This window comes from Ruegeria sp. K5, from assembly GCF_056531805.1.
On sequence record NZ_JBQFML010000012.1, the window covers coordinates 19,627 to 40,469 of the forward strand.

21 protein-coding genes are annotated in these 20,843 nt (G+C 60.7%); 7 read left to right on the forward strand and 14 right to left on the reverse strand.

The window, feature by feature from the left end; translation table 11 throughout:
• Positions 1-6 precede the first annotated feature (6 nt).
• The gene (locus ACR0MO_RS19715; RefSeq protein WP_170522070.1) at positions 7-891 is read left to right on the forward strand and encodes a DMT family transporter; all 885 of its coding nucleotides are present in this window, start codon (positions 7-9) and stop codon (positions 889-891) included.
• Here the strand turns inward: ACR0MO_RS19715 and uvrC are convergent.
• From uvrC to ACR0MO_RS19750, 7 genes are all read right to left on the reverse strand, one after another.
• Complete coding sequence (uvrC, locus tag ACR0MO_RS19720) at positions 888-2,762, reverse strand: excinuclease ABC subunit UvrC (protein ID WP_170522068.1); 1,875 nt, start codon at positions 2,760-2,762, stop codon at positions 888-890. The two genes, ACR0MO_RS19715 and uvrC, sit on opposite strands and share 4 nt — an antisense overlap.
• Positions 2,763-3,052: 290 nt before the next feature.
• Complete coding sequence (locus ACR0MO_RS19725) at positions 3,053-3,832, reverse strand: SDR family oxidoreductase (protein ID WP_170737339.1); 780 nt, start codon at positions 3,830-3,832, stop codon at positions 3,053-3,055.
• 21 nt (positions 3,833-3,853) lie between these two features.
• Positions 3,854-4,825 (reverse strand): calcium/sodium antiporter, encoded by a 972-nt coding sequence (locus tag ACR0MO_RS19730; protein ID WP_170522064.1) that lies wholly within the window; start codon positions 4,823-4,825, stop codon positions 3,854-3,856.
• Complete coding sequence (locus ACR0MO_RS19735) at positions 4,822-4,992, reverse strand: hypothetical protein (RefSeq protein WP_170522062.1); 171 nt, start codon at positions 4,990-4,992, stop codon at positions 4,822-4,824. The genes ACR0MO_RS19730 and ACR0MO_RS19735 overlap by 4 nt, the downstream gene beginning before the upstream one ends.
• 1 nt (position 4,993) lies before the next feature.
• The gene (locus ACR0MO_RS19740) at positions 4,994-5,791 is read right to left on the reverse strand and encodes a S49 family peptidase (protein WP_170624218.1); all 798 of its coding nucleotides are present in this window, start codon (positions 5,789-5,791) and stop codon (positions 4,994-4,996) included.
• Positions 5,792-5,905: 114 nt separating this feature from the next.
• Complete coding sequence (locus ACR0MO_RS19745) at positions 5,906-6,667, reverse strand: ABC transporter permease (protein WP_170453233.1); 762 nt, start codon at positions 6,665-6,667, stop codon at positions 5,906-5,908.
• Entirely contained in the window at positions 6,664-7,593 is a 930-nt protein-coding gene (locus tag ACR0MO_RS19750) for an ABC transporter ATP-binding protein (RefSeq protein WP_170453234.1), read from the reverse strand. Before ACR0MO_RS19750 ends, ACR0MO_RS19745 begins: the two co-directional genes overlap by 4 nt.
• 204 nt (positions 7,594-7,797) lie before the next feature.
• Between ACR0MO_RS19750 and ACR0MO_RS19755 the strand changes: the two genes are divergently transcribed.
• Positions 7,798-8,907, forward strand: a complete 1,110-nt coding sequence (locus ACR0MO_RS19755) for a CaiB/BaiF CoA transferase family protein (RefSeq protein WP_480893004.1) — start codon at positions 7,798-7,800, stop codon at positions 8,905-8,907.
• A 58-nt stretch (positions 8,908-8,965) separates the two neighbouring features.
• Here ACR0MO_RS19755 and hemE read toward each other — a convergent pair whose 3' ends face one another.
• Positions 8,966-10,000, reverse strand: coding sequence for a uroporphyrinogen decarboxylase (hemE, locus tag ACR0MO_RS19760; RefSeq protein WP_170522056.1), 1,035 nt, complete (start codon positions 9,998-10,000; stop codon positions 8,966-8,968).
• 106 nt (positions 10,001-10,106) lie between these two features.
• Here hemE and hemC point away from each other — a divergent pair, with 106 nt between their 5' ends.
• Positions 10,107-11,069, forward strand: coding sequence for a hydroxymethylbilane synthase (gene hemC, locus ACR0MO_RS19765; RefSeq protein WP_170522054.1), 963 nt, complete (start codon positions 10,107-10,109; stop codon positions 11,067-11,069).
• 212 nt (positions 11,070-11,281) lie between these two features.
• Here hemC and ACR0MO_RS19770 read toward each other — a convergent pair whose 3' ends face one another.
• The 6 genes from ACR0MO_RS19770 to ACR0MO_RS19795 are packed head-to-tail and all read right to left on the reverse strand — an operon-like array spanning position 11,282 to position 16,747.
• Positions 11,282-12,568: an aspartate aminotransferase family protein gene (locus ACR0MO_RS19770; RefSeq protein ID WP_480893006.1), complete on the reverse strand. Its 1,287-nt coding sequence runs from the start codon at positions 12,566-12,568 to the stop codon at positions 11,282-11,284.
• Positions 12,569-12,602: 34 nt separating this feature from the next.
• Positions 12,603-13,709, reverse strand: a complete 1,107-nt coding sequence (locus ACR0MO_RS19775; RefSeq protein WP_480893008.1) for a mandelate racemase/muconate lactonizing enzyme family protein — start codon at positions 13,707-13,709, stop codon at positions 12,603-12,605.
• Positions 13,706-13,990, reverse strand: a complete 285-nt coding sequence (locus tag ACR0MO_RS19780; protein WP_480585471.1) for a cupin domain-containing protein — start codon at positions 13,988-13,990, stop codon at positions 13,706-13,708. Before ACR0MO_RS19780 ends, ACR0MO_RS19775 begins: the two co-directional genes overlap by 4 nt.
• Positions 13,987-15,093, reverse strand: coding sequence for a mandelate racemase/muconate lactonizing enzyme family protein (locus ACR0MO_RS19785; protein WP_480893010.1), 1,107 nt, complete (start codon positions 15,091-15,093; stop codon positions 13,987-13,989). Before ACR0MO_RS19785 ends, ACR0MO_RS19780 begins: the two co-directional genes overlap by 4 nt.
• A complete protein-coding gene (locus tag ACR0MO_RS19790) occupies positions 15,090-15,668 on the reverse strand; it encodes a dimethylsulfonioproprionate lyase family protein (protein ID WP_480893012.1) in 579 nt (192 codons plus the stop codon). Before ACR0MO_RS19790 ends, ACR0MO_RS19785 begins: the two co-directional genes overlap by 4 nt.
• Positions 15,665-16,747 carry an alcohol dehydrogenase family protein gene (locus ACR0MO_RS19795; RefSeq protein WP_480627063.1) on the reverse strand — a complete coding sequence of 361 codons (1,083 nt, stop codon included), beginning with the start codon at positions 16,745-16,747 and terminating at the stop codon, positions 15,665-15,667. The genes ACR0MO_RS19790 and ACR0MO_RS19795 overlap by 4 nt, the downstream gene beginning before the upstream one ends.
• Before the next feature lie 96 nt (positions 16,748-16,843).
• On the opposite strand from ACR0MO_RS19795, the gene ACR0MO_RS19800 reads away from it, so the two are divergent.
• From ACR0MO_RS19800 to ACR0MO_RS19815, 4 genes are all read left to right on the forward strand, one after another.
• On the forward strand, positions 16,844-17,731 hold the full coding sequence (locus tag ACR0MO_RS19800; RefSeq protein ID WP_170453242.1) for a MurR/RpiR family transcriptional regulator: 888 nt from the start codon (positions 16,844-16,846) through the stop codon (positions 17,729-17,731).
• Positions 17,732-17,889: 158 nt separating this feature from the next.
• A complete protein-coding gene (locus tag ACR0MO_RS19805; protein ID WP_480585459.1) occupies positions 17,890-18,588 on the forward strand; it encodes a hypothetical protein in 699 nt (232 codons plus the stop codon).
• Positions 18,585-19,895: a hypothetical protein gene (locus ACR0MO_RS19810; protein ID WP_480893014.1), complete on the forward strand. Its 1,311-nt coding sequence runs from the start codon at positions 18,585-18,587 to the stop codon at positions 19,893-19,895. Before ACR0MO_RS19805 ends, ACR0MO_RS19810 begins: the two co-directional genes overlap by 4 nt.
• Complete coding sequence (locus ACR0MO_RS19815; RefSeq protein ID WP_480893016.1) at positions 19,885-20,841, forward strand: AAA family ATPase; 957 nt, start codon at positions 19,885-19,887, stop codon at positions 20,839-20,841. The genes ACR0MO_RS19810 and ACR0MO_RS19815 overlap by 11 nt, the downstream gene beginning before the upstream one ends.
• Positions 20,842-20,843: the final 2 nt, after the last annotated feature.

The window sequence follows — 20,843 nt, forward strand, 5'->3', positions numbered from 1 at the left end:
CGACATATGACCCCAAATATTCAAACCGATGCGCGTGCGAACCTGACGGGCAGCGCGTGGATGATCGGCGCGATGGCGTGTTTCGCGCTTGAGGACGCGCTGTTGAAGGCTGCCGCCCAGACGCTGCCGATCTGGCAGATCCTGGTCCTGTTCGGTGCGGGCGGTGCGGTGATCTTTGCCAGTGTCGCGTTTGCGCGTGGCACTCGGTTATGGCAGCCCGACGTGCTGTCGCCCGCGATGAAAATCCGCGCCGTGTTCGAGATATTGGGACGCCTGTTTTACATACTGGCCTTCACGCTGACCCCCTTGTCCTCGGCCACCGTGATCCTGCAGGCCACCCCGCTGGTCGTCGTCGCCTGCGCCGCGCTGTTGTTTGGCGAAACCGTCGGCTGGCGACGGTGGAGCGCCATTCTCGTCGGTTTGCTCGGCGTTGTGATCATCATCCAACCAACCGGCGAGAGTTTCACGCTGCTGTCTCTGCTGGCTGTGTTTGGCATGTTGGGATTTGCCGGGCGCGATCTGGCCAGCCGTGCGGCCCCGGCCAGTCTGGGCACCGAAGTTCTGGGCTTTTATGGCTTTGCCTGCGTAATCATCGCCGGGTTTGCCTACAGCTTTTGGGAACAGGCCCCGGTCGCAGCGCTGAATTTGAACACAAGCCTGCACGTTGCCGGAGCCGTGGCTTTCGGAACAATCGCCTATGCATCGCTGATGAAAGCCATGCGCACCGGAGAGGTCGCAGCCGTCACGCCGTTCCGCTATTCTCGCCTGCTGTTCGGTGTGGCGTTGGGCGTGGTGATGTTCGGAGAACGTCTGGACCAGACCATGTGGATCGGTTCCGCACTGATCGTCGCCTCGGGGCTCTATATCCTGTGGCGCGGGCGGCGGACTTAGCCCTTGTCGTGGAAGAAATCATAAACCTTCTGCGCCAACCCGGCTGAGATCCCCTCGACCGCTTTAAGATCCGCCAGGTTGGCCCGGCTGACCGCCTTGGCGCTGCCGAAATGCGCCAGCAGGGCACGTTTGCGCGCCGCCCCCACGCCGGGGATTTCGTCCAGCGGGGTCGCGCCCACAGCCTTGGCCCGTTTGGCGCGATGGGTGCCGATGGCGAACCGGTGCGCCTCGTCCCGCAGGCGTTGAATGAAATACAGCACCGGGTCGTTGCGTTTCAGCGCAAAGGGGCGCTGGCCGATGCGGTGAAATTCTTCCTTGCCGTGGTCACGGTCGATACCTTTGGCGACGCCAACCATCGGAATATCCTCGACGCCATGTTCGACCATGATCTCATGCACGGCGCTCACCTGCCCCGCGCCGCCGTCGATCAGCAGCAGATCGGGCCATAACCCTTTGTCGCGGTCGGGGTCTTCCTTTTGCAGGCGGGTGAAACGGCGGGTCAGAACCTCTTTCATCATGCCAAAGTCATCGCCGGGGGTCAGGTCGTCGCCGCGGATGTTGAACTTGCGATAGGCGTTTTTCATGTAACCTTCGGGGCCAGCCACGATCATGCCGCCCACCGCGTTGGTGCCCTGAATGTGAGAGTTGTCGTAAACCTCGATCCGCGCTGGAGGCCCGTCCAGATCAAACGCCTCGGCCACGCCGCGCAACAGCTTGGCCTGCGTGGCGCTTTCCGACATGCGCCGGGCCAGTGACTCACGCGCGTTGCGCAGGGCACCGGCGACCAGTTCCTGTTTCTCGCCGCGCTGAGGCACCAGAATCTCTACCTTGCGGCCTGCCTTCTCGGTCAGTGCCTGCTGCATCAGATCGGCGTTTTCGATCCCATCCGACAGGATCAACTGCCGGGGTGGTTCCTTGTTGTCGTAAAACTGGCCAAGGAAGGCCTCCATCACCTCAGCAGGCGACACATCGGCCCCCACGCGCGGATAGAAATCCTTGTTGCCCCAGTTCTGGTTGGCCCGGATAAAAAACACCTGAACACAGGCCTGCCCGCTATCCATGTACAGGCCGATCACATCCGCCTCGGCCACGCCGCGCGGGTTGATGCCCTGAGACGTCTGCACCTGCGTCAGCGCCCGGATACGGTCGCGCAGACCGGCGGCGCGTTCGAACTCCATCGCCTCGGACGCGGCCATCATCTGTTCGGCCAGTTCCTCCTGCACCTTGGTGGACCGCCCCGACAGGAAGCGTTCCGCATCCCTGACGCTTTCGCGGTAGTCGGCCTCGCTGATCAGGTCCACGCACGGCCCAGAACAGCGCTTGATCTGATACAGCAAACAGGGCCGCGTGCGGCTGTCGAACATGGAATCCGAGCAGTTGCGCAACAGAAATGCCTTTTGCAGTTGGTTCAGAGTCCGGTTCACTGCGCCTGCACTGGCAAACGGCCCGAAATAGGCACCCTTCTCTTTCTTCGCGCCGCGATGTTTCTTGATCTGCGGAAAGGCATGATCCTTGGCGACCAGAATGTTCGGGAAACTTTTGTCATCCCGCAGCAGCACGTTGTACTTGGGCTTGAGCTGCTTGATCAGGTTCTGTTCCAGCAGCAGCGCCTCGGTTTCGGTCCGTGTGGTCAGGAACATCATCGAGGCGGTCGCGGCGATCATCTTCTCGATCCGGCCCGAATGCCCGGGGCGCGTGTAATTCGACACCCGCGCCTTGAGATTCCGCGCCTTGCCCACATAGAGAACCCGACTATCCCCATCCAGCATCCGATACACACCGGGCGAGCTATCCAGCGTTTTCACGTAACGCTGAATGCAGGCATAGCCGGTTGGCTGAGTGTCCGAAGTTGATTCGCTGTGGGAGGTCATGGCCCTGAGATATGATTCCCTGACAATGGCTGCAATCTTGTGCGTCTCAGTTCAAGAGAAAACAAATCCACGGTTTCTGTGGATAAGTGTGAAGATAAGTTTCCGTGAGGCTGGATTTTTCCTTGTTTCCTTGCTGTTTCGTCAAGTTGCACAAAAAATAGGCAATGCCATATCATATTGTTTTTAAATGTTATTTTTTTGAACACTTAGCAAGTGCATGAAAAAAAAGACATTTTTGTAACGGACAGGTAACACGAATGAGAGCGGTGCAAAACTTGCACGGGAATTGCTTATTCTACCCCCAGCACATCCGGCGTCTGCCACCCAAGATGCTGCCCGCCATCCACGCACAAAAGCTGTCCTGTGACCGCATGCGCATCCAGGAAATAACCCAAAGCTGCCGTGATATCCGAAGGATTCGCCCCGCGCTCCAACACGGTGTTGGCGCGCTGCGCCTGAAAATGCGCCTCGGACTGGCGGTGGCCTTGCATGGTTGGCCCCGGCCCGATGGCATTGACGCGGATCGAAGGCGTCAGCGCCTGCGCCGCCGTCCGGGTCAATGCCCACAGGCCCATCTTGGCGATGGTGTAGGTCATGAACTCGGGCGTCAGCTTGCGCACCCGCATATCGACCATGTTGACGATCAGCCCGGTCGCTACAGGCTCACCCTGCGCATCAGTCTCGGGCTGCAATTCCTGCTCGGCCATCGCCTGTGTCAGAACAAAGGGCGCGCGCAGGTTGCTGTCGAGGTGCCGGTCCCAGCTTTGGCGCGTTGCGGTTTTGATATTGTCGTATTCAAAGATCGAGGCATTGTTCACCAGACAGGTGATCGGCCCGCCCAGCGCCTCGGCCGCGCGTGGCAGCAGGGCGGTGACCTGAGTCTCATCCAGCAGATCAGCCTGCAGCGCAACGGCTTTCCGGCCAAGGGCCTCAACCTGCGCAACGGTCTCTGACGCCGGTCCTTCGGACGTCGCGTAATGCACAGCCACATCATACCCGCGCCCGGCCAGATACAGCGCCATGGCGCGGCCCAGACGGATACCGGCTCCGGTCACTAACGCTCGGGTCATGGGCTACCTCTTTCTGTCAGGTCACATCAGCAATGTGGTGACATAAAGCGCATAAAGGAAAGTCAACACCAGACCCCAGATCCGGGAAATGTCCTGTTTGAAGAACACAAACGGGATCAACAGCAGCGATGCGCCCAGCATGACCCACAGATCGAACTCAAGGAATTCCGGGTCGACGGGGATGTTGCCGAACCATGTGGCGATGCCGACGATGGCCAGCAGGTTGAACATGTTCGACCCGATCACATTGCCCAGCGCCACATCCGCCTGACGCCGCAGCGCCGCCATAACGGTTGTGGCCAGTTCGGGCAGAGACGTTCCGACTGCAACCAGCGTCAACCCGATCACCGTCTCGCTGATCCCGTACATCCGCGCGATGACGGTGGCATTGTCCACAAGCAAGTGCGCGCCCATGGGCAGGCCGATCAGACCCAGGATCAGGTAGATCGAGATCTTCCAGTACGGCATGTCCGGGTCGGCCTCTTCCAGACCGTCCAGTTCTTCGTCCTCGGCGCATCCGTTCTCGGCATCAGCGCAGGCTTTGCGGTGGGCTTTGGCTTCGCGGAACGCATTCCACAGAACAAGGCCAAGCGCGGCCAGCAAAATGGCACCGCTGACCAGATTGAAGACCCCGCAAAACGCCAGACCGATGAACAACACACTGGCCAGCAGCATGAACACATAGTTCTTACGACTGTCACACTCGCTGGTGTGCAGGGTCGCCAGCAAGGCAGGAACACCCAGCACCAGCAGAATATTGGCGGTATTGGACCCGACCACGTTACCCAAAGCGATCCCCGGCGCGTTTTCCTTCAACGCACTGATCGCAATCAGCAACTCGGGGGCCGAGGTGCCAAAGGCCACAATCGTCAGGCTGACGATCAGCGCTGGTACACCCAGCCGCAAGCTCAGGTTCACCGCACCGCGCACCAACGCATCGCCGGCCAGCAGCAGGATCACCAACCCAAGGCCGGAGAGCAGCCATGCCGTCATGTCCGGCCTCCTTTTTCGCAGGCGCACGGGCCCTTGCCGATCCGAAACCGGCCACAGCGCGGGCATTTTGCGGAACTCAACCGCTTTTGCCCCGGAAAGCGCAGCTTGCCGAACATCGCCAAAACACCCATGGCGACCAGAAACAAAGTGACAATCTTGATGATCACGTCACAAACCGAAACGCGCGTAGGCCGCCCGCTCCTCTAACCCTGCAATGGCGTCTTGCGCCAGCGAGGCCCCAATGCGCGACCAGATGGGTTTGCGCAGACCGTAGCGACGGAATTTGACCTTCTCGCCGAACCGTTCCTGCATCTTGGGTTTCAGATGGGCGATGCCTTCGATCAGACCCAATTCCTGCGCGCGTTTGGCCAGCCAGACCTCGCCCGTGAACAGATCGGCGTTTTCGTCCAACTTGTCGCCCCGGCGGGCTTTGACATGGGCAATGAAGTTTTCATGGATGTCGCCCAGCAGGCCTTGCAGGCGCTTCACATCCTCTTTCTTTTCCGGCCGGAAAGGATCAAGCATCGATTTCGACTTGCCTGCCGTATGCACGCGCCGCTCAAACCCCTGCTTTGCCAGAAACTCATGCGCCCCAAACCCGGCCGAGATCACCCCGATTGATCCCAGAACCGAGCTGTCGTCGGCCCAGATTTCATCCGCCGCCGCGGCCAGCCAATACCCGCCCGAGGCAGCAACATCCTCGACAAACGCGATCACGGGGATCTTCAGTTCGTCTGACAACCGCCGAATCCGCGCCCCGATCAGCGAGCTTTGCACCGGCGATCCACCGGGCGAATTGACCTCAAGCGCGACGGCAACCGGTTTGCCCTTGCGAAACGCCTTCTCCAGCACGGGCGCCAGAGAGGTATCGTTCAACGCCCCGCGCCCGGCCATACCAATGGCTCCAGACAGGCGCACGACGGCCACAACGGGGTGCTTTTTGACAAACGGCAGGCTGAGTTTCATGCGTGCCGATGTAGAGTGCCCCCAACGTCTAAACAAGGGACTCTCAGATCGCAAAACGTGACGTGAGACAATTTCCTGACACCAATGGGCAAAAATGCAACGCCCGCCAGTGGCCTAGCTGCGGATGCGCCAACCGGTTTTGAAGATCCATCCGATGACGCCAAGACAGATCCCGGTGAAGGCCACAATCGCCAGCAGGCTGAACACAATCGGCACATCTGCAAGCCCGTAAAACGACCACCGAAAGCCCGAGATCAGGTACACAACCGGGTTGAACAGGGTGATGGTCTGCCACAGCGGCGGCAGCATCGAGATCGAATAGAACGTCCCGCCCAGAAAGATCAGCGGGGTCACGACAAGCTGCGGGACCAGCGACATCTGCTCGAAATTGCTGGCCCAGATGCCGATGATGAAGCCCAGCAAGGAAAAGCTGAGACAGGACAGGATCAGAAACGCGGCCATGGCAAAGGGATGTTCGATGCGGATATCCACAAAAAAGGTCGCCGTGATCAGGATCACGATTCCCACAAACAACGCCTTGGTCGCCGCCGCCCCGACATAGCCGATGACGATCTCGATAAAGTTCACGGGGGCGGATAGCAGTTCGTAAATCGTACCCAGAAACTTGGGAAAATAGATACCGAAAGAGGCGTTCGAGATCGACAGCATCACCACCGACAACATGATCAGCCCCGGCACGATGAAGGCCCCGTAGGAGACGCCCTCGACCTCTTGAATCCGGCTGCCGATGGCGGTGCCGAAAACGACGAAATACAAAGACGTGGACAGGACAGGCGACAGAAAGCTCTGCGCCAGGGTGCGGAAAAACCGCGCCATTTCAAATCGATAAATGGCGGCAACGGCTGACCAGTTCATGCAGGCTCTCCCGACACCAGATTGACAAAAATCTCTTCCAGGCTGGATTGCCGCGTCTGAACGTCCCGCAAGACAAGCCCGGCCTGCGCCACATCATTCAACAGCGTGGTGATCCCGGTTCGGTCGGCATGGGTGTCATAGGTATAAACCAGCGCGTCGCCATTGCCGTTCAGAACCAGATTATGTGCCGCCAGAGCGTCGGGAATGTCGGTGATGGGCTCGGTCAGCATGACCTCGATCTGCTTCTTGCCCATTTGCGCCATCAGCGTGTCCTTGTCCTGCACCAGCAGCAACTCACCCTTGTCGATTACCCCGACGCGATCTGCGATGGCTTCGGCCTCTTCGATGTAATGGGTGGTCAGGATGATGGTGACACCGGCCCGTTTCAATTCGGCCACGATCTCCCACATATCCTTGCGCAGCTCGACATCGACCCCGGCGGTTGGCTCATCCAAAAACAGAACACGCGGCTCATGCGCCAACGCCTTGGCGATCAACACCCGGCGCTTCATCCCACCGGACAGTTCCTTGATCGCATTCTTGCGTTTGTCCCACAGCGACAGTTTGCGCAGAATTTCCTCGATCCGCGCACTGTCATGGCCGTGGCCAAACAAGCCACGCGAAAACCGCACTGTGTTATAGACCTTCTCGAACGGCTCCAGCGCAATCTCCTGCGGCACCAGTCCGATCATCTTGCGGGCGGAGCGAAACTCGGTCTGAATGTCATGCCCGCCAACGGTCACCGACCCTGAACTGAGGGTCGTGATACCACAAACTGTCGAGATCAAGGTGGTCTTGCCCGCCCCGTTTGGCCCCAGCAGCGCCAGAATCTCACCCTCTTCGATATCCAGCGACACGCCTTTCAGCGCTTCAAACCCGTCGGCATAGGATTTGCGCAAATCCTTTATGGACAAAATGGCGGTCATGCACGGTCCCCGTTTTGGCCGACCATATCCCGCGATCCGCACGCGGAACAGGTCACTTCCGCACAGTGTTCTGAGCATTTTTGCCGAAAGGTCAATCAGAGTGAGACGCACACCGCCCTGATCGCCCACTGCGCTGTGGCCAGAAACGCATTGATCCCCTGCCCGCCTGCCGATACCCCGAAGGCCGCACCATGGAGGAACCGAATGCTTAACGGAATACGTGTTATCGAAATCGAAGGGCTGGGGCCCGCGCCGTTTGCCGCCATGTTGCTGGCCGATCTGGGTGCCGATGTGATCACCATCCACCGCAAATCCGGCAACCCCACGCCCGGCATGCCGGACCAGTCGGTTCTGGACCGGGGCAAACGGTCAATCGCGCTGGACCTCAAGGACCCCGACGATCTTGAAACGGCCAAACGCCTGATCGACACCGCCGACGCCCTGATCGAAGGGTTTCGCCCCGGCGTGATGGAAAAGCTTGGCCTTGGGCCCGACGCCTGTTTTGCACGCAACCCCAGGCTGGTCTTCGGGCGGATGACCGGCTGGGGGCAGGACAGCCCGCTGGCGCAAACCGCCGGGCATGATCTGAACTACATCTCCCTGTCGGGCGCACTCTGGTACGGCTCGACACCCGACACGCCGCCCCAAACCCCCGCCACACTGGTCGGCGACATCGGCGGCGGCGCGCTCTATCTGGTGTCGGGCCTGCTGGCGGGTCTGATCAATGCGCAACGGACCGGGCAAGGCACCGTCGTCGACGCCGCCATCTATGATGGCTCGGCCCATATGATGAACCTGCTGATGACCATGCGGCAAACCGGCAACCTGTCCGGTACCCGGGGCCAAAGCATGCTGGACGGCCCGCATTGGAGCCGCACCTACACCTGCGCAGACGGGCGCTATGTTACGGTGCAATGCCTCGAACCCAAGTTCTACGTCCAATTCCTGCACCTCATGGGCCTGACCGACGATCCCGACTTCACCCAACAATTCAACCCGGCCCTCTGGCCCGATCAAACCCGACGCCTCGCTGCGCTGTTCTGCAAACACCCGCGCGATCACTGGGCGGCGCTGTTTCAGGGCACCGATGCCTGCGTCGCCCCGGTGCTCAGCCCGACCGAAGCCCTGACACACCCGATGAACGCAAGCCGCCAAACCTGGCAGACGGTGGATGGCACCCTGCAAGCCGCCGCCGCCCCGCGATTCCCGAACCACCCCTGGACTGCCAAACCCAGCCCAACCCGCGGCGAACACAGCGCGGGCATCAGAGCCGAGCTAGACAAGCAGCGCGGATCCGCCCCTTCATCTGGCTAAAAATATCTCGGGGGATGAATTGGCCGCAGGCCAAGAAGGGGGCTGGCCCCCTTCCCCTTTACCGCCCGCGCACCGTGTCGATCATCAACTGAACATTCTCGGGGTCCGCATCCGGTGTAATCCCATGCCCAAGGTTGAAGATATGCGGCCCTTTCGAGAACGCCTCGACAATGCGCCGCGTCTCATCCACCAGCGCCTGCCCCCCGGTCACCATATGGGACGAGGCCAGATTGCCCTGCACGCAGCCATCCACCTGCACATGTTCTGCCGCCCAATCGGGCGCGACCGAGTTGTCCAGCGCCACGCAATCCACGCCGGTCTTCTGTGCAAACCCGATATAACCGTCACCAGCCTCACGCGGGAAGCCGATAACCGGGATGCCGGGATGCCGGTCCTTGATCGCCTGAGTGATCACTCGGCACGGCTCGACCGCATATTTCCGGAAGGCTTCACCTTTCAACGATCCGGCCCAACTGTCGAAGATCTTGACCACTTCGGCCCCGGCCTCGATCTGGGCCGAGAGGTATTCGATCGTCGCCAGGGTAATCCGCTCCAGCAGCGCCTCGAATAATACGGTGTTCTCTTCCCGCAGCGCATGGGCAGGCCCCTGATCCGGCGTGCCGCGCCCGGCGATCATGTAGGTTGCCACCGTCCAGGGTGCACCTGCGAATCCGATCAGCGTGGTCTCGGATGGCAGCTCCCGCGACAGGATGCGAACCGTCTCGTAGACCGGCGACAGGGTCTCGTGAATATCCTCAACCGGTCTAAGCGCATCAAATTCCGACTGCTGCGTGATCGTCGACAGACGAGGCCCCTCGCCTGTCACAAACCACAAATCCGCACCCAGCGCCTGCGGTACCAAAAGGATGTCGGCAAACAGAATCGCCGCGTCGAACCCATAGCGGCGAATGGGCTGCAATGTGACCTCGGCCGCCAGATCCGGGTTATAGCAAAGCGACAGGAAATCCCCCGCCTGCGCCCGGGTCGCGCGGTATTCGGGCAAATACCGACCGGCCTGACGCATCATCCAGATCGGCGGCACATCCTGTACTTCACCCGCCAGTGCCCGCAGCAGTTTTTTCGTCTCGGCCATTGTCATCCCCAGAAATCAGGTTTTGGCAACGGGTCGGCGCTCAGTGGCAATTTGTCAAGCTCTGCCCCCATTGTCAGGGCAATGTGACGCGACTAAAGCTGTGCGTATGACTTTGACCCTGCCCACCCCCGCATCACCTCTCAGAATTGGGACCCGAGGTTCGCCGCTGGCTCTGGCTCAGGCCTACGAGACGCGCCAAAGGCTGCGTGACGCGTTTGATCTGACCGATGACGCGTTCGAAATCGTTGTGATCAAGACCACCGGTGACAACCGCGCGATGATTGATGCGGATCGCCCGCTGAAAGAGATCGGCAACAAGGGCCTGTTCACCAAGGAAATCGAAGAGGCGATGCTGCGCGAGGACATCGACATCGCCGTGCATTCCACCAAGGACATGCCGGTGGCACAGCCCGACGGGCTGGTGCTGGACACGTTCCTGCCGCGCGAGGATGTGCGGGATGCGTTCATCTCGCCGCATCTGCAATCGATTCACGACCTGCCCGAGGGCGCGGTGGTCGGCACCTCGTCCCTGCGCCGCCGGGCGCAGCTTTTGAACCGCCGCCCGGATCTGAATGTCGTCGAGTTTCGCGGCAACGTTCAGACCCGGCTGAAAAAGCTGGCTGATGGCGTGGCGGATTGCACCTTTCTGGCGATGGCGGGCATTCGGCGGCTGGATATGGATGAGGTTCCGGCAACCGCAATCTCGCCAGACGATATGCTGCCCGCGATTGCACAAGGCACGATCGGGATCGAGCGGCGCAGCAATGACACCCGCGCGGCCGCTCTGCTGGAGGCCATTCACCACGCTGAAACCAGCAAGCGCCTCAGCGCTGAACGGTCCCTGCTGGCGGCGCTGGACGGATCCTGCGAAACCCCCATCGCCGGTCTGGCCGAGATTCAGGAGGGCCAACTGCGCCTGCGCGGTGAAGTTCTGCGCCCCGATGGATCAGAAGCGATTTCCGAGGATACCGTTGGGTCCATCGAGGATGGGGCCGAGATGGGACGCGCAATGGCCGAAATCCTGTTGAAAAACGCAGGCCCCGGTTTCTTCGACTGGAGAAACTCCTGATAATTTTAACCAATGTGAACTAATTCACTGTTCCACGTCTCAGATTGCGGCAAGACTGTGATCATACCGGCTGAAAAGTTGGATCAGTCTCGAAATGTATCGAAGAGTTTCAGATAGTTGGTGTTTTAATAAGTATTCGAGGGGGCGAGGCTGAGCCCGACATTCAGAAGGTGCAGGGTCGCTGTTGGAAACAACAGCGACCCGACTATTTTCTAGCCTTGCGTAGTCTCGCTGAGCGCTGCGACCGCGTGATGAATGGCGTTCTGCGTCTGCTCCAGATCGGCCTCGGTAATCGCCAGTGACGGGTATAGCTTGCCCGGTGATTTGAACACACCATGGGATCGCAGAACCTCGTTGAACACGACATTATGCTTGGGGTCATCATGTTTGGCGCTGCGATAGTCTCGGCAGGCGTTGTCGGTGAAGTAAACGTCGAACAGGGTCACGTCCCCGCAAATCTGATGCGCGATACCGGCCTGATCCAAGGCGCCCGTCAGCATCTGTTGCAACCGGGCACCGATGTCGCGCAAACGGTCATAGGTCCCCTCGCGGCGCAGAATCTCCATCGTTTTCAGACCTGCAACCGACGCGACGGGATTGCCGGACAGGGTTCCAAGCTGCATCAGCCATCCCTCCTGACCGACCTGCGCCTTGTCGAAATGCTTCATGATCTCGGCACTTGCGCCCAACGCTGCCAAAGGAAAGCCGCCGCCGGTGATTTTGCCCAGGGTGCAGATATCGGGCGTAACCCCATACCGCTCCTGCGCCCCGCCATAGTCCAGGCGGAAGCCGGTGACGATTTCATCGAAGATCAGCAGCACGTTATGCTTGTCGCACAATTCGCGCAGCCCTTGCAGATAACCGGGCATCGGCGGGATGATCCGCTGTAGCGGTTCGGCCATGACGGCGGCGATGTCGTCATGTTCGTCCAGCAGCGCCGCGACCGCCTCAAGATCGTTGTAAGGCGCAATCAGCATCTGATCGGCCACGCCTTGCGGAATACCGGCACTGTCGGGCACGGCTTGCGGGAAATTGACCTGACGGCTGGGGGCCAGGCTCATCTGCGCCTCGGCGCTCATGCCGTGATAGCCGCCTTCGAATTTCAGGATCTTGTCTCGCCCGGTATAGGCCCGCGCCAGCCGGATCGCATACATATCCGCCTCGCCGCCCGAAGCGACAAAGCGCACCTGTTCGCAGCAGGGCACCGCGTCGATGATGGCCTCGGCCAGTTCGATACCTTTGGAGTTGTTGGCAAAGAAGGTCATGCCTTTGGGCAATTGCTCCAGCACGGCCTCCATCACCTCGGGGTGGCCATGGCCCAGCAGCATCGGCCCCGATCCGATCAGATAGTCGATATATTCGTTGCCGTCCTCATCCCAGACGCGGCTGCCCTCGCCGTGCGAGATGATGATGCCCGGATCGAAATTCCCGAACCCGCCTGCGGGCAAAACAGCCTTCGCGCGGTCGATCCATTCGGATTGAGTGTTGATCTTCAGCATGTCACGCGATCTCCATATTCAATAAAATCAGTGTCTATTCGTAAACGGCAACCGGATCGCCCAGCGCGTCTTCATCCGGGTGTACGCCAAGGCCGGGGCTCTCGGGCAAATGCAGGTGGCCGTCGACATTGCGGGGGCCGCGACCGCCTGCAATGTCAACGGTCAGCATGTCCTGACAGGACCAGACGGCATGGCAATTGTCATCCGGGATGGTGGCTGCCAGATGCAGCGCTTCGGTATCAGCCAGCACGCTGCCACCCGTGGCCATCACGAACATGTCGATGCCATGGGCCAGCGCAATATCCCGCATCCGCGCGGCTTTGGTCAGGCCGCCGACGCGGTTCAGCTTGATCCCGAATATCTCGGCGATCCCGTCACGCGCGATGCGGGCAGCGTCCTGTAAGCTCACAAGGCTTTCATCCACCGACACGGGCGAGGCGTGCTGGCCCGAGAGTGCGGCGATATCGTCCAGCGTTTCGCCGGGTTGTTCGAACATCACATTCAGGTCTTCGCAGGCGCTCAGGACCCGCAGGGCCTGTTGCCGGGTCCAGCCGCGATTGACGTCATAGAGGACAATCTCACCCGGTCGCCGGATGCTTTCGACGTCGCGGACCCGCGCAATATCACGTTCGACATTGCCGCCAATCTTCACCGAATGGGCGATATAGCCCCGGCTGCGATAGCGTTCCATCACTTCGCGGGTTTCTTCGACCGTTTTGGCCCCGACCGAGGACGCAATCGGGCGCGGTGTCCTGGACCCGCCACCCATCAGATCAGCAATCGGAAGCCCAGCCGCCTGTCCGGCAATATCCCAGCACGCCATGTCGATGGGGCTTTTGGCATAGAGATGCCCCGGCAAGGCCAGATCCATCGCCCGTTCCACATCCAGAACTTTGCGTGGATCAAGGCCCAGGATGAAAGGCGCCATCGTTTCAATCCCGGCGCGAATGCCCGGCCCGTGTGCAGGCACATAGGTGTGGCCCCACGGGGTACCCTCACCCCAGCCAGTCAGGCCGGCATCGGTTTCGATCTTCACCAGCGTCGCGTCCAGCATTTCGAACTTCAACCGCCCACCGGACAGCCAGTAGGGATGCTCCAAAGGCAGATCGACGTGATAGACCGAAAGTCGGGAGATCTTCATTTCAATTCCACTTCCACGAAGGACATCGGGGCATCCCCGGCATTGATGACATTATGTTCGACCCCTTCATCGCGGCGATAAGCGGTTCCGGCGGGCACGGTCACCTCGTTGACCGTTCCGTCCGGCAGATCCAAACGCATGTGGCAATCGGTAATCGCCGTGATGACGTAATCCATCGCATGGCGATGCCATCCGGTTTCCGCACCGGGCGCAAAGTCAAACCGCGTCACGCGCACGCGTGCGTCGTCGATCATCTGAGTGGCAACGGCCTGTGGTCTCATAACGCGTACTCCGCCAAAGGCGCGCCGAGGCTTTCGAAATCCGGTTTGACACCCAGTCCGGGCGTGTCGGGCGCGTATAGCTTGCCGTCACGGGCAGTCGGGCCGCCGATGCCGGTGGATCGGGTGTTGTAGTTCATAAGGTCAGTTGTGTTCTGCAGGTACTCTGGCGGGGTTGAGGCGGCGAAATGGGCCACAACCGAGGATGTGATCTCGCCGCCCCATGTATCCTCGCTGACAACCGGGATGCGGTTGTCGACCAGATAATCCCGCACCCGCCGCGCCTTGCTGATCCCGCCGAGGTTCGAGATTTTCAGGCAACAGATCTCGGCCCCGCGATCCGCGACGATGCGCTGCGCCGCGTGGATACCGGTGACGCATTCGTCCAGCTTCATCGGCTGTTCGGCAACGCGGCGCACCTGTTGGCATTCCTCATAGGTGCGGCAGGGCTGTTCCAGAATGAAATCCAGATCGCGCGTGGCGCGGGCCACCCGGATCGCGTTGTCCACGCGCCAGCCCTGATTGGCATCGGCCATCGCCTTCTCGCCCGGGTTCAGCAAGGGAACCGTGGTGCGGATGCGGTCAATGTCGGTGGCCCAGTCGCTGCCCACCTTGACCTGAAACTGCCGGTAGCCCTGATCGCGGTAACGATCCATCTCGGCCACGGTCTCATCCACCGCCTTCTGCGGCGCAACCCGGTACATTGGCGCGCCGTCGGTCAGCTTGCCACCCAGCAGCATCCAGACCGGCTGATCGCAGGCCTGCCCCAGAATGTCCCAGCAGGCCGCATCGAACGGGGCCTTGGCATAGCCGTGGCCCTGCACCAGATGATCCATCAACTGCTCGATCAGCGCCACCTGACGCGGATCTTCGCCCAGAAGATGCGGAGCCACCAGCCGCGCCAGCGCACCCACGCCTTCGGAATGGGCGACCATGTAGTTTTCACCGCAGGGCGTGAACTCGCCACAGCCTTGCAACCCTGCATCGGTGTCGATGACCACGACCGAGGCGGTGGCGGTTTCGATGGCGTTGCCAGCCCCCCAGGCATATGCCCCGCCGACATACGGAAGCCCGGTCTGATAGACGCGTATCCGATTGATTTTCATGCCGCATCCATTCTGGGCAGATCACCCATTCCCTCTCCGCGCCACAGCACAAAGGTCAAGATCGGTTGATCGGTTGTAACCATCGCGTGGCTTTGCCAACTGGTATGCAGGCGGGTCTGATCTGTCCCGAAAATACCCGTATCCTCGGTAGTTTTGAATTCGGCACCGCCTGCAAGGGTCAGATAGATTTCCTCGGCCTGATGGCTGTGCCAGTCGTAATTCAGCCCCGGCCCCCAATAGGCGATGTAGCCGCGCAATTGGGTCGAGTGGAAATGACCCGTCGGCCCGAACAGCTCGTAATACCCATAGCGTCGCAGGAAATCCGCGCCGACCTCGTCTTCGGTATAGGTCTGTTTCCACTGCGCCAGATGCGTTGTGGCACAGATGGCAGAAATAAGCGGTTGGGTCAGATCGCTGCCCACGATTTCAAAGTCCTTCACCAGATCAGCCGCCGGAATATGATCGGCCGTCAACGGGGAAGGCGACAAATCCGTGGGCCATGCCCCGAACGCAGACAGGTCGGGATGCGCCTGATGCAGTTGCCGCGCGGCTTCGAGCACATCATTCAGTGTCATGGGATCACCACGATATTGCCAGTGTGTTGCTTGGTAATGAACGCGGCCTGCGCGTCCCGCAATTCCTCCAGCGGATAGGTGGCGGCGAGGGCGGGTTTGATCTCAGCCGCTTCGATGTATTTCACGAGGTTCTGCATCACCTGCGGGTCAATCACGGTCGAGCCTGTGAAGGTCAGATCGCGCAGGTAGAAGGTGCGCAGATCAAACTCGACCATCGGGCCAGCGATGGCCCCAGAGCAGGTATAGCGCCCGCCGCGTTCCAGAATGTCGATCAGTTTCGGCCAGTACGGCCCGCCCACCACATCGGCGACAACGGTAATTTTCTCAGCTCTGAGAGCCGCGCGCAGATTGTCAGGCGCGCGGGGCAGGATCATGTCGGGGCCCAGCTTGGCTACGTCCTCGTGCTTGGCCTCGGACGCCATCGCGATGACACGCGCGCCCCGGCGTTTGGCCAGTTGCACCAGCGCGCCGCCAACGCCGCCGGATGCACCCGGCACCAGAACCGTGTCTGCGCTGGTCACATTGGCCCGGGTCAGCATCCCTTCGGCCGTTGAGTACGAGCAAGAGAATGTGGCGAGTTCCGCATCCGACAGGTCCGACGTGATCGGCACCGCATTCATCGCAAGCGTTGTGGCATATTCGGCAAAGCCGCCATCCCGCTCGGACCCGTAGTATCCGGCCTTGTCCATGTTTTGCGGATCGTCGGGATCGCGCAACCAGCCGTCTGTTATCACCCGCTGTCCGATACGCGCGCTGTCCACACCCTCACCCACGGCAACGATATGACCGCAGATATCGGCCCCCTGAATGCGCGGGAAGGTGATGGGCGCGCCGCCCCAGGTGGGATCGTCTTCGCCGACTTCCTCGAACGCGCCGCCGGTTGTGGCATCAGTTACGGTCTTCGAGTACCAGCCGGATCGCGTGTTCACATCCGTATTGTTCAGCCCGCAGGCGGCGACGCGGATCAGCACTTCGCCCGCCGCGGGTTCGGGGCGCGGCCAATCCTTGTGCAGCACCATTTGCTCAAGACCGCCGTGACCCATGGTCACCATGGCTTTCATTGTGTCGGGCAGACTCATCCTTTAGTCTCCTGAGTTGGGCCACAGGTCGATGCGCGTTTCCCGGCCTGCGATTCTGCTCGACAGGCTAATTTCACAACTGTACCATCGTCAATCATGAATGACACAAATGTATCATCAATCGTCCTGGATCGCCTGACCGAGGAATGGGACGCCCTGACGCCCGAGGCCCAGAAAGCCGCGCGCTATGTGCTGGAAAACCCCACAGATGTGGGCGTGTCCACCGTGCGCGAGATTGCCGAGGCCGCCAACGTCAAACCCAACACTTTTGTCCGCATGGCACGGCAGGTCGGCTTCGAAGGCTACGAGGATTTTCGTGCCCCGTTCCGGCAGGCCATCCGGCAGGGGACGGTTTCGTTTCCCGACCGCGCCCGCTGGTTGCAGGAAATCGGCAAATCCGGTGAGATGGGTGGCCTTTACGCCGACATGATCGGTGCCACGATCCGCAATATTGAAGAGACATTTGCCGGTATCGATGCCGACCGGCTGCGCGCTGCAGCCGAAGATATTTGGAACTGCCGTCAGATTTTCACGCTGGGCGTCGGCGTCAACAATTCAAACGCGCGGAACTTTACCTATCTGGCCTCGACCGGGATGAAGCAGTTTCACGCCATTCCCCGCTCGGGCTCGACCCCGGTGGATGATCTGGCCTGGGCAGATGAACAGGACGTGCTGATTGCGATCACCTGCCATCCCTACCGGACCGAGGTGATCGATGCGATCAAACTTGCCCGCCAGCAGGGGCTGACGGTTGTCGGTATCTCGGACAGCCCTGCCAGCCCGGTGATCCTGAACGCGCAGCACGGATTTGTCGTGGCAGCCGACACGCCGCAATATTTCCCGTCCTCTGTGTCGACCATCGCCTTGCTGGAAACGCTTCTGTCCTTCGTGATCGCGGTATCCAGCGATGAAATCGTCGAACGGGTTGAGCGGTTTCATCAGCGCAGGCACCAGCTTGGGCTATACGCGGCGGAACCGGAATAAGATGCCCGGCACCCTGAACGCCTGAGCCATGCCACTCACCTGCGTTTCAGCGCCAAAAAGACCGGGTAGACCGAGTTGATACGAGGTCATGAACAATCCATACGAGAATTCCGCACAGGTTGTTGCCTGCCTTGCGAGAGTGATCTATCGATACCGGAATGAGATCTGGTTTTGCCATTGTTTCAGCGTTTTTCTTATGCGCCTTTTTCCCTGCTAGCGCGCAGGAAACCACGCTTTCCCGACCGGATCTGAGCGCGTCGGGACAGGACTATCTGAAAGCCGTTCGGTATCGCGGGATCGACACGGATGTTGTCTATTTCGACCCCACGCAACCCGCGCCGCCGCTGGACACAGATGCAACGCCGCAACCCGACCGGACTGTCGAGCTGTCCGTTGACAACCGCTGGATCGTCGGCGGGCTGGCTGCGGTCATTCTGATTTTCCTGACCTTGTTCATCTACAACACTGCCGGGAAGACCTCGGTCTCGTTCCGCAAATCCGTGGGCAATGCGCGGCGCAAAGGCGGGCGGGACGACCCAGAGTTATCGGACACCAGGCAGAACATTCCCGATCTTGACGCGCTTCTGAAATTGAAAGATCGCGATCTGGCGGTCACCGGGTTGGCGCAACTGGCGCTGAGCCATTGCCTGTCCAAAAACGAAGTGCTGTTCAAACGCAGCTGGACCCATCGCGAGGCCCTGCGCAGCATGCCGCAGACGCTTTGGTACATCCCCGACCTGCGCGCCCTGGTTCTGGCCAGTGAACGCATTAATTTCGGCCATCACTCGATCACCGAGGGCGATTTCGAGGCCCTTCTGAACCGGATCAGACCCGTCCTGCGCGAGGTCACCGCATGAGCGACACGACCAGCCTGCCCCCTACCGATCGCATCCGGCTGGATTGGGTCATCGTGGGCGTTGTGGTCGCGGTTTGCGTCGGGATTTTTCTGTACGTCATGGCCGGGCGGCAATACGCGTTGCGCGAGTCGGCCAGCGGGTTTGACGGGCTGGATCGCTGGCTGAACAGCCAGTCCTACATGACACAGAGCTTTACGGGCGGCTGGCCTCTGGACCGCAGCACCGTGGGTCTGCTGGTGCAGCCGGTCTATGACACGCGTCTGGACACAGATCGGGACGCGGCCAGAACCAAAGAAGAATTGCTGTTTCAGGCGGATGAGTTCGATCAGGAGATTGAGGTGATCCGCGACAAGGCGCAATCCGTGCCCAGCCTGGTGATCCTGCCCAAATGGCGCAGCGGAATGCGCCTGACCGGGTTCGGGCATCCGTTTCTGATGTCTCCGCGCGCAGAGATTCAGACCATCCTGCACCAGATTGCCGGTCCTGATGTCGGGCCGATGGTTTTGGCGCGCCGTCCGTTTTCCGACTACGCACTGGCCGCTGACCCGCAGTTGAAGGCCCGTATCTACGCCGCCCAAACCTTCGCCGGGCGCGGATGTGACCCAATCGTCGGACGGGCCGGAGAGATGCTGCTGGGCGCGTGCCCTCTGCCGGGGTCCGAGGACGGCCAGAAGGTCTATATCCTGTCCGACCCCGATCTGCTGAACAATCACGGGCTGACGCTGGGCGACAATGCGTGGATCGCGGCGCAAGTTCTGCCCGAAATCGCGGGCGATCAGCGCATCATCATTGATTACAGCGATCGGAATTGGCTGACCGCGCCAGAACTCGTTGAGGCCCGCGAACGCACGTGGGACGACCTCAAGCGTTTGTTTGAACCACCGTTCCGCTCGCTTTGGATCGGCGCAGGGCTGTTGCTGGCCTTAGCGATCTGGCGGGGCGGGGTGCGCAGTGGCCCGGTGATCGATATCGCCCCAACGCTGGGCACCGGCAAACGCATGGCCAACCGCGCAAGGGCACGGCTGATGCGTATGACAGACCAGGACGGTGCAATGCTGTCCGATTATGTTGATACCCGCCTGCGCGCCCGCGCGGCGGCGGTGTTCGGCAGCACTTACAAGATCATGGGCACACCGGAAGAGGCCTATCTGAAATATGTCCGAGCCCGAAAACCTGACCTCGCGGCCCGACTGGACGCGCTGATCCAAACCATTCGCGCCCTGCCCCCGCATCTGGCGGCGCCAGACGCCATTTCCCACATTGACCAATTCGAAATGATACTGGAGCACCTTGCCGATGAATCTTGAAGACCTGTTCGCCCGCGCCGAGGCCCTGCGGGCCGAGATCGGCAAAGTTGTGCAAGGCCAGCAAGAGGTCGTCGATCTGCTGTTGACGGCCTTGTTTGCACGCGGGCATGTGCTGCTCGAAGGTCCTCCGGGCACGGCCAAAACGCTGCTGGCGCGAAGCTTTGCAGGGGCGCTGAACCTGCAATTCGGGCGCATCCAGTTCACCCCCGATCTGATGCCGGGAGACGTGCTGGGCACCTCGATCTACAATTTCCAGACCAGCGAGTTTGTTCTGACCAAAGGCCCCGTCTTCAGCCAGATCCTGCTGGCGGACGAGATCAACCGCGCCCCGCCCAAAACGCAGGCCGCGCTGTTGCAGGCGATGAATGAGAGGATGGTGACGATTGACGGCACCGACCACCTTCTGGGTTCGGAATTCATCGTGGTCGCCACCCAGAACCCGATTGAACAGCAAGGCACCTATCCCCTGCCCGAGGCGCAGTTGGACCGGTTTCTGTTCAAGGTGAACCTGACCTTCCCACCCGAGGATGTGGAACTGTCGATCCTGCGCCAGCACGCCAATGAGCCGCTGGATTTTCTAAGCGCGACGCAGACCGTACAGCCGCTGCTGGATGCGCCCACCATGGCGGCGGCGCGGCAGTTGATCGACGGGATCGTGCTGGATGACGACATTCTTGCCTATATCCTGCGGCTGGTCCGCGCGACCCGCGAAAGCGCTGATATCGCCTTTGGCGCCTCGACACGCGCCGCTGATGCGATTGCCGGGGCGACGCGGGCCACGGCGGCCCTGAACGGGCGCGACTTTGCCATCCCCGACGACGTCAAAACCCTGATCATCCACGCGCTGCAACACCGGATCGTCCTGTCCCCTTCGGCCGAGATCGAAGGGCGCGGCGCGCGGCAGGTGCTGGAAAACATCCTCAACCAGATCGAGGCCCCACGCTGATC

What these genes read in the sequence shown, in the direction of transcription:
- ACR0MO_RS19755 (WP_480893004.1), top strand. Translation starts at nt 7,798, where the DNA reads ATGCTTAACGGAATACGTGTTATCGAAATCGAAGGGCTGGGGCCCGCG.
- ACR0MO_RS19725 (WP_170737339.1), bottom strand. Translation starts at nt 3,832, where the DNA reads ATGACCCGAGCGTTAGTGACCGGAGCCGGTATCCGTCTGGGCCGCGCC.
- ACR0MO_RS19775 (WP_480893008.1), bottom strand. Translation starts at nt 13,709, where the DNA reads ATGAAGATCTCCCGACTTTCGGTCTATCACGTCGATCTGCCTTTGGAG.
- ACR0MO_RS19740 (WP_170624218.1), bottom strand. Translation starts at nt 5,791, where the DNA reads ATGAAACTCAGCCTGCCGTTTGTCAAAAAGCACCCCGTTGTGGCCGTC.
- ACR0MO_RS19715 (WP_170522070.1), top strand. Translation starts at nt 7, where the DNA reads ATGACCCCAAATATTCAAACCGATGCGCGTGCGAACCTGACGGGCAGC.
- hemE (WP_170522056.1), bottom strand. Translation starts at nt 10,000, where the DNA reads ATGGCCGAGACGAAAAAACTGCTGCGGGCACTGGCGGGTGAAGTACAG.
- ACR0MO_RS19750 (WP_170453234.1), bottom strand. Translation starts at nt 7,593, where the DNA reads ATGACCGCCATTTTGTCCATAAAGGATTTGCGCAAATCCTATGCCGAC.
- ACR0MO_RS19770 (WP_480893006.1), bottom strand. Translation starts at nt 12,568, where the DNA reads ATGCTGAAGATCAACACTCAATCCGAATGGATCGACCGCGCGAAGGCT.
- ACR0MO_RS19780 (WP_480585471.1), bottom strand. Translation starts at nt 13,990, where the DNA reads ATGAGACCACAGGCCGTTGCCACTCAGATGATCGACGACGCACGCGTG.
- ACR0MO_RS19805 (WP_480585459.1), top strand. Translation starts at nt 17,890, where the DNA reads ATGAGATCTGGTTTTGCCATTGTTTCAGCGTTTTTCTTATGCGCCTTT.
- hemC (WP_170522054.1), top strand. Translation starts at nt 10,107, where the DNA reads ATGACTTTGACCCTGCCCACCCCCGCATCACCTCTCAGAATTGGGACC.
- ACR0MO_RS19800 (WP_170453242.1), top strand. Translation starts at nt 16,844, where the DNA reads ATGAATGACACAAATGTATCATCAATCGTCCTGGATCGCCTGACCGAG.
- ACR0MO_RS19785 (WP_480893010.1), bottom strand. Translation starts at nt 15,093, where the DNA reads ATGAAAATCAATCGGATACGCGTCTATCAGACCGGGCTTCCGTATGTC.
- ACR0MO_RS19795 (WP_480627063.1), bottom strand. Translation starts at nt 16,747, where the DNA reads ATGAGTCTGCCCGACACAATGAAAGCCATGGTGACCATGGGTCACGGC.
- ACR0MO_RS19790 (WP_480893012.1), bottom strand. Translation starts at nt 15,668, where the DNA reads ATGACACTGAATGATGTGCTCGAAGCCGCGCGGCAACTGCATCAGGCG.
- ACR0MO_RS19815 (WP_480893016.1), top strand. Translation starts at nt 19,885, where the DNA reads ATGAATCTTGAAGACCTGTTCGCCCGCGCCGAGGCCCTGCGGGCCGAG.
- ACR0MO_RS19810 (WP_480893014.1), top strand. Translation starts at nt 18,585, where the DNA reads ATGAGCGACACGACCAGCCTGCCCCCTACCGATCGCATCCGGCTGGAT.
- uvrC (WP_170522068.1), bottom strand. Translation starts at nt 2,762, where the DNA reads ATGACCTCCCACAGCGAATCAACTTCGGACACTCAGCCAACCGGCTAT.
- ACR0MO_RS19745 (WP_170453233.1), bottom strand. Translation starts at nt 6,667, where the DNA reads ATGAACTGGTCAGCCGTTGCCGCCATTTATCGATTTGAAATGGCGCGG.
- ACR0MO_RS19730 (WP_170522064.1), bottom strand. Translation starts at nt 4,825, where the DNA reads ATGACGGCATGGCTGCTCTCCGGCCTTGGGTTGGTGATCCTGCTGCTG.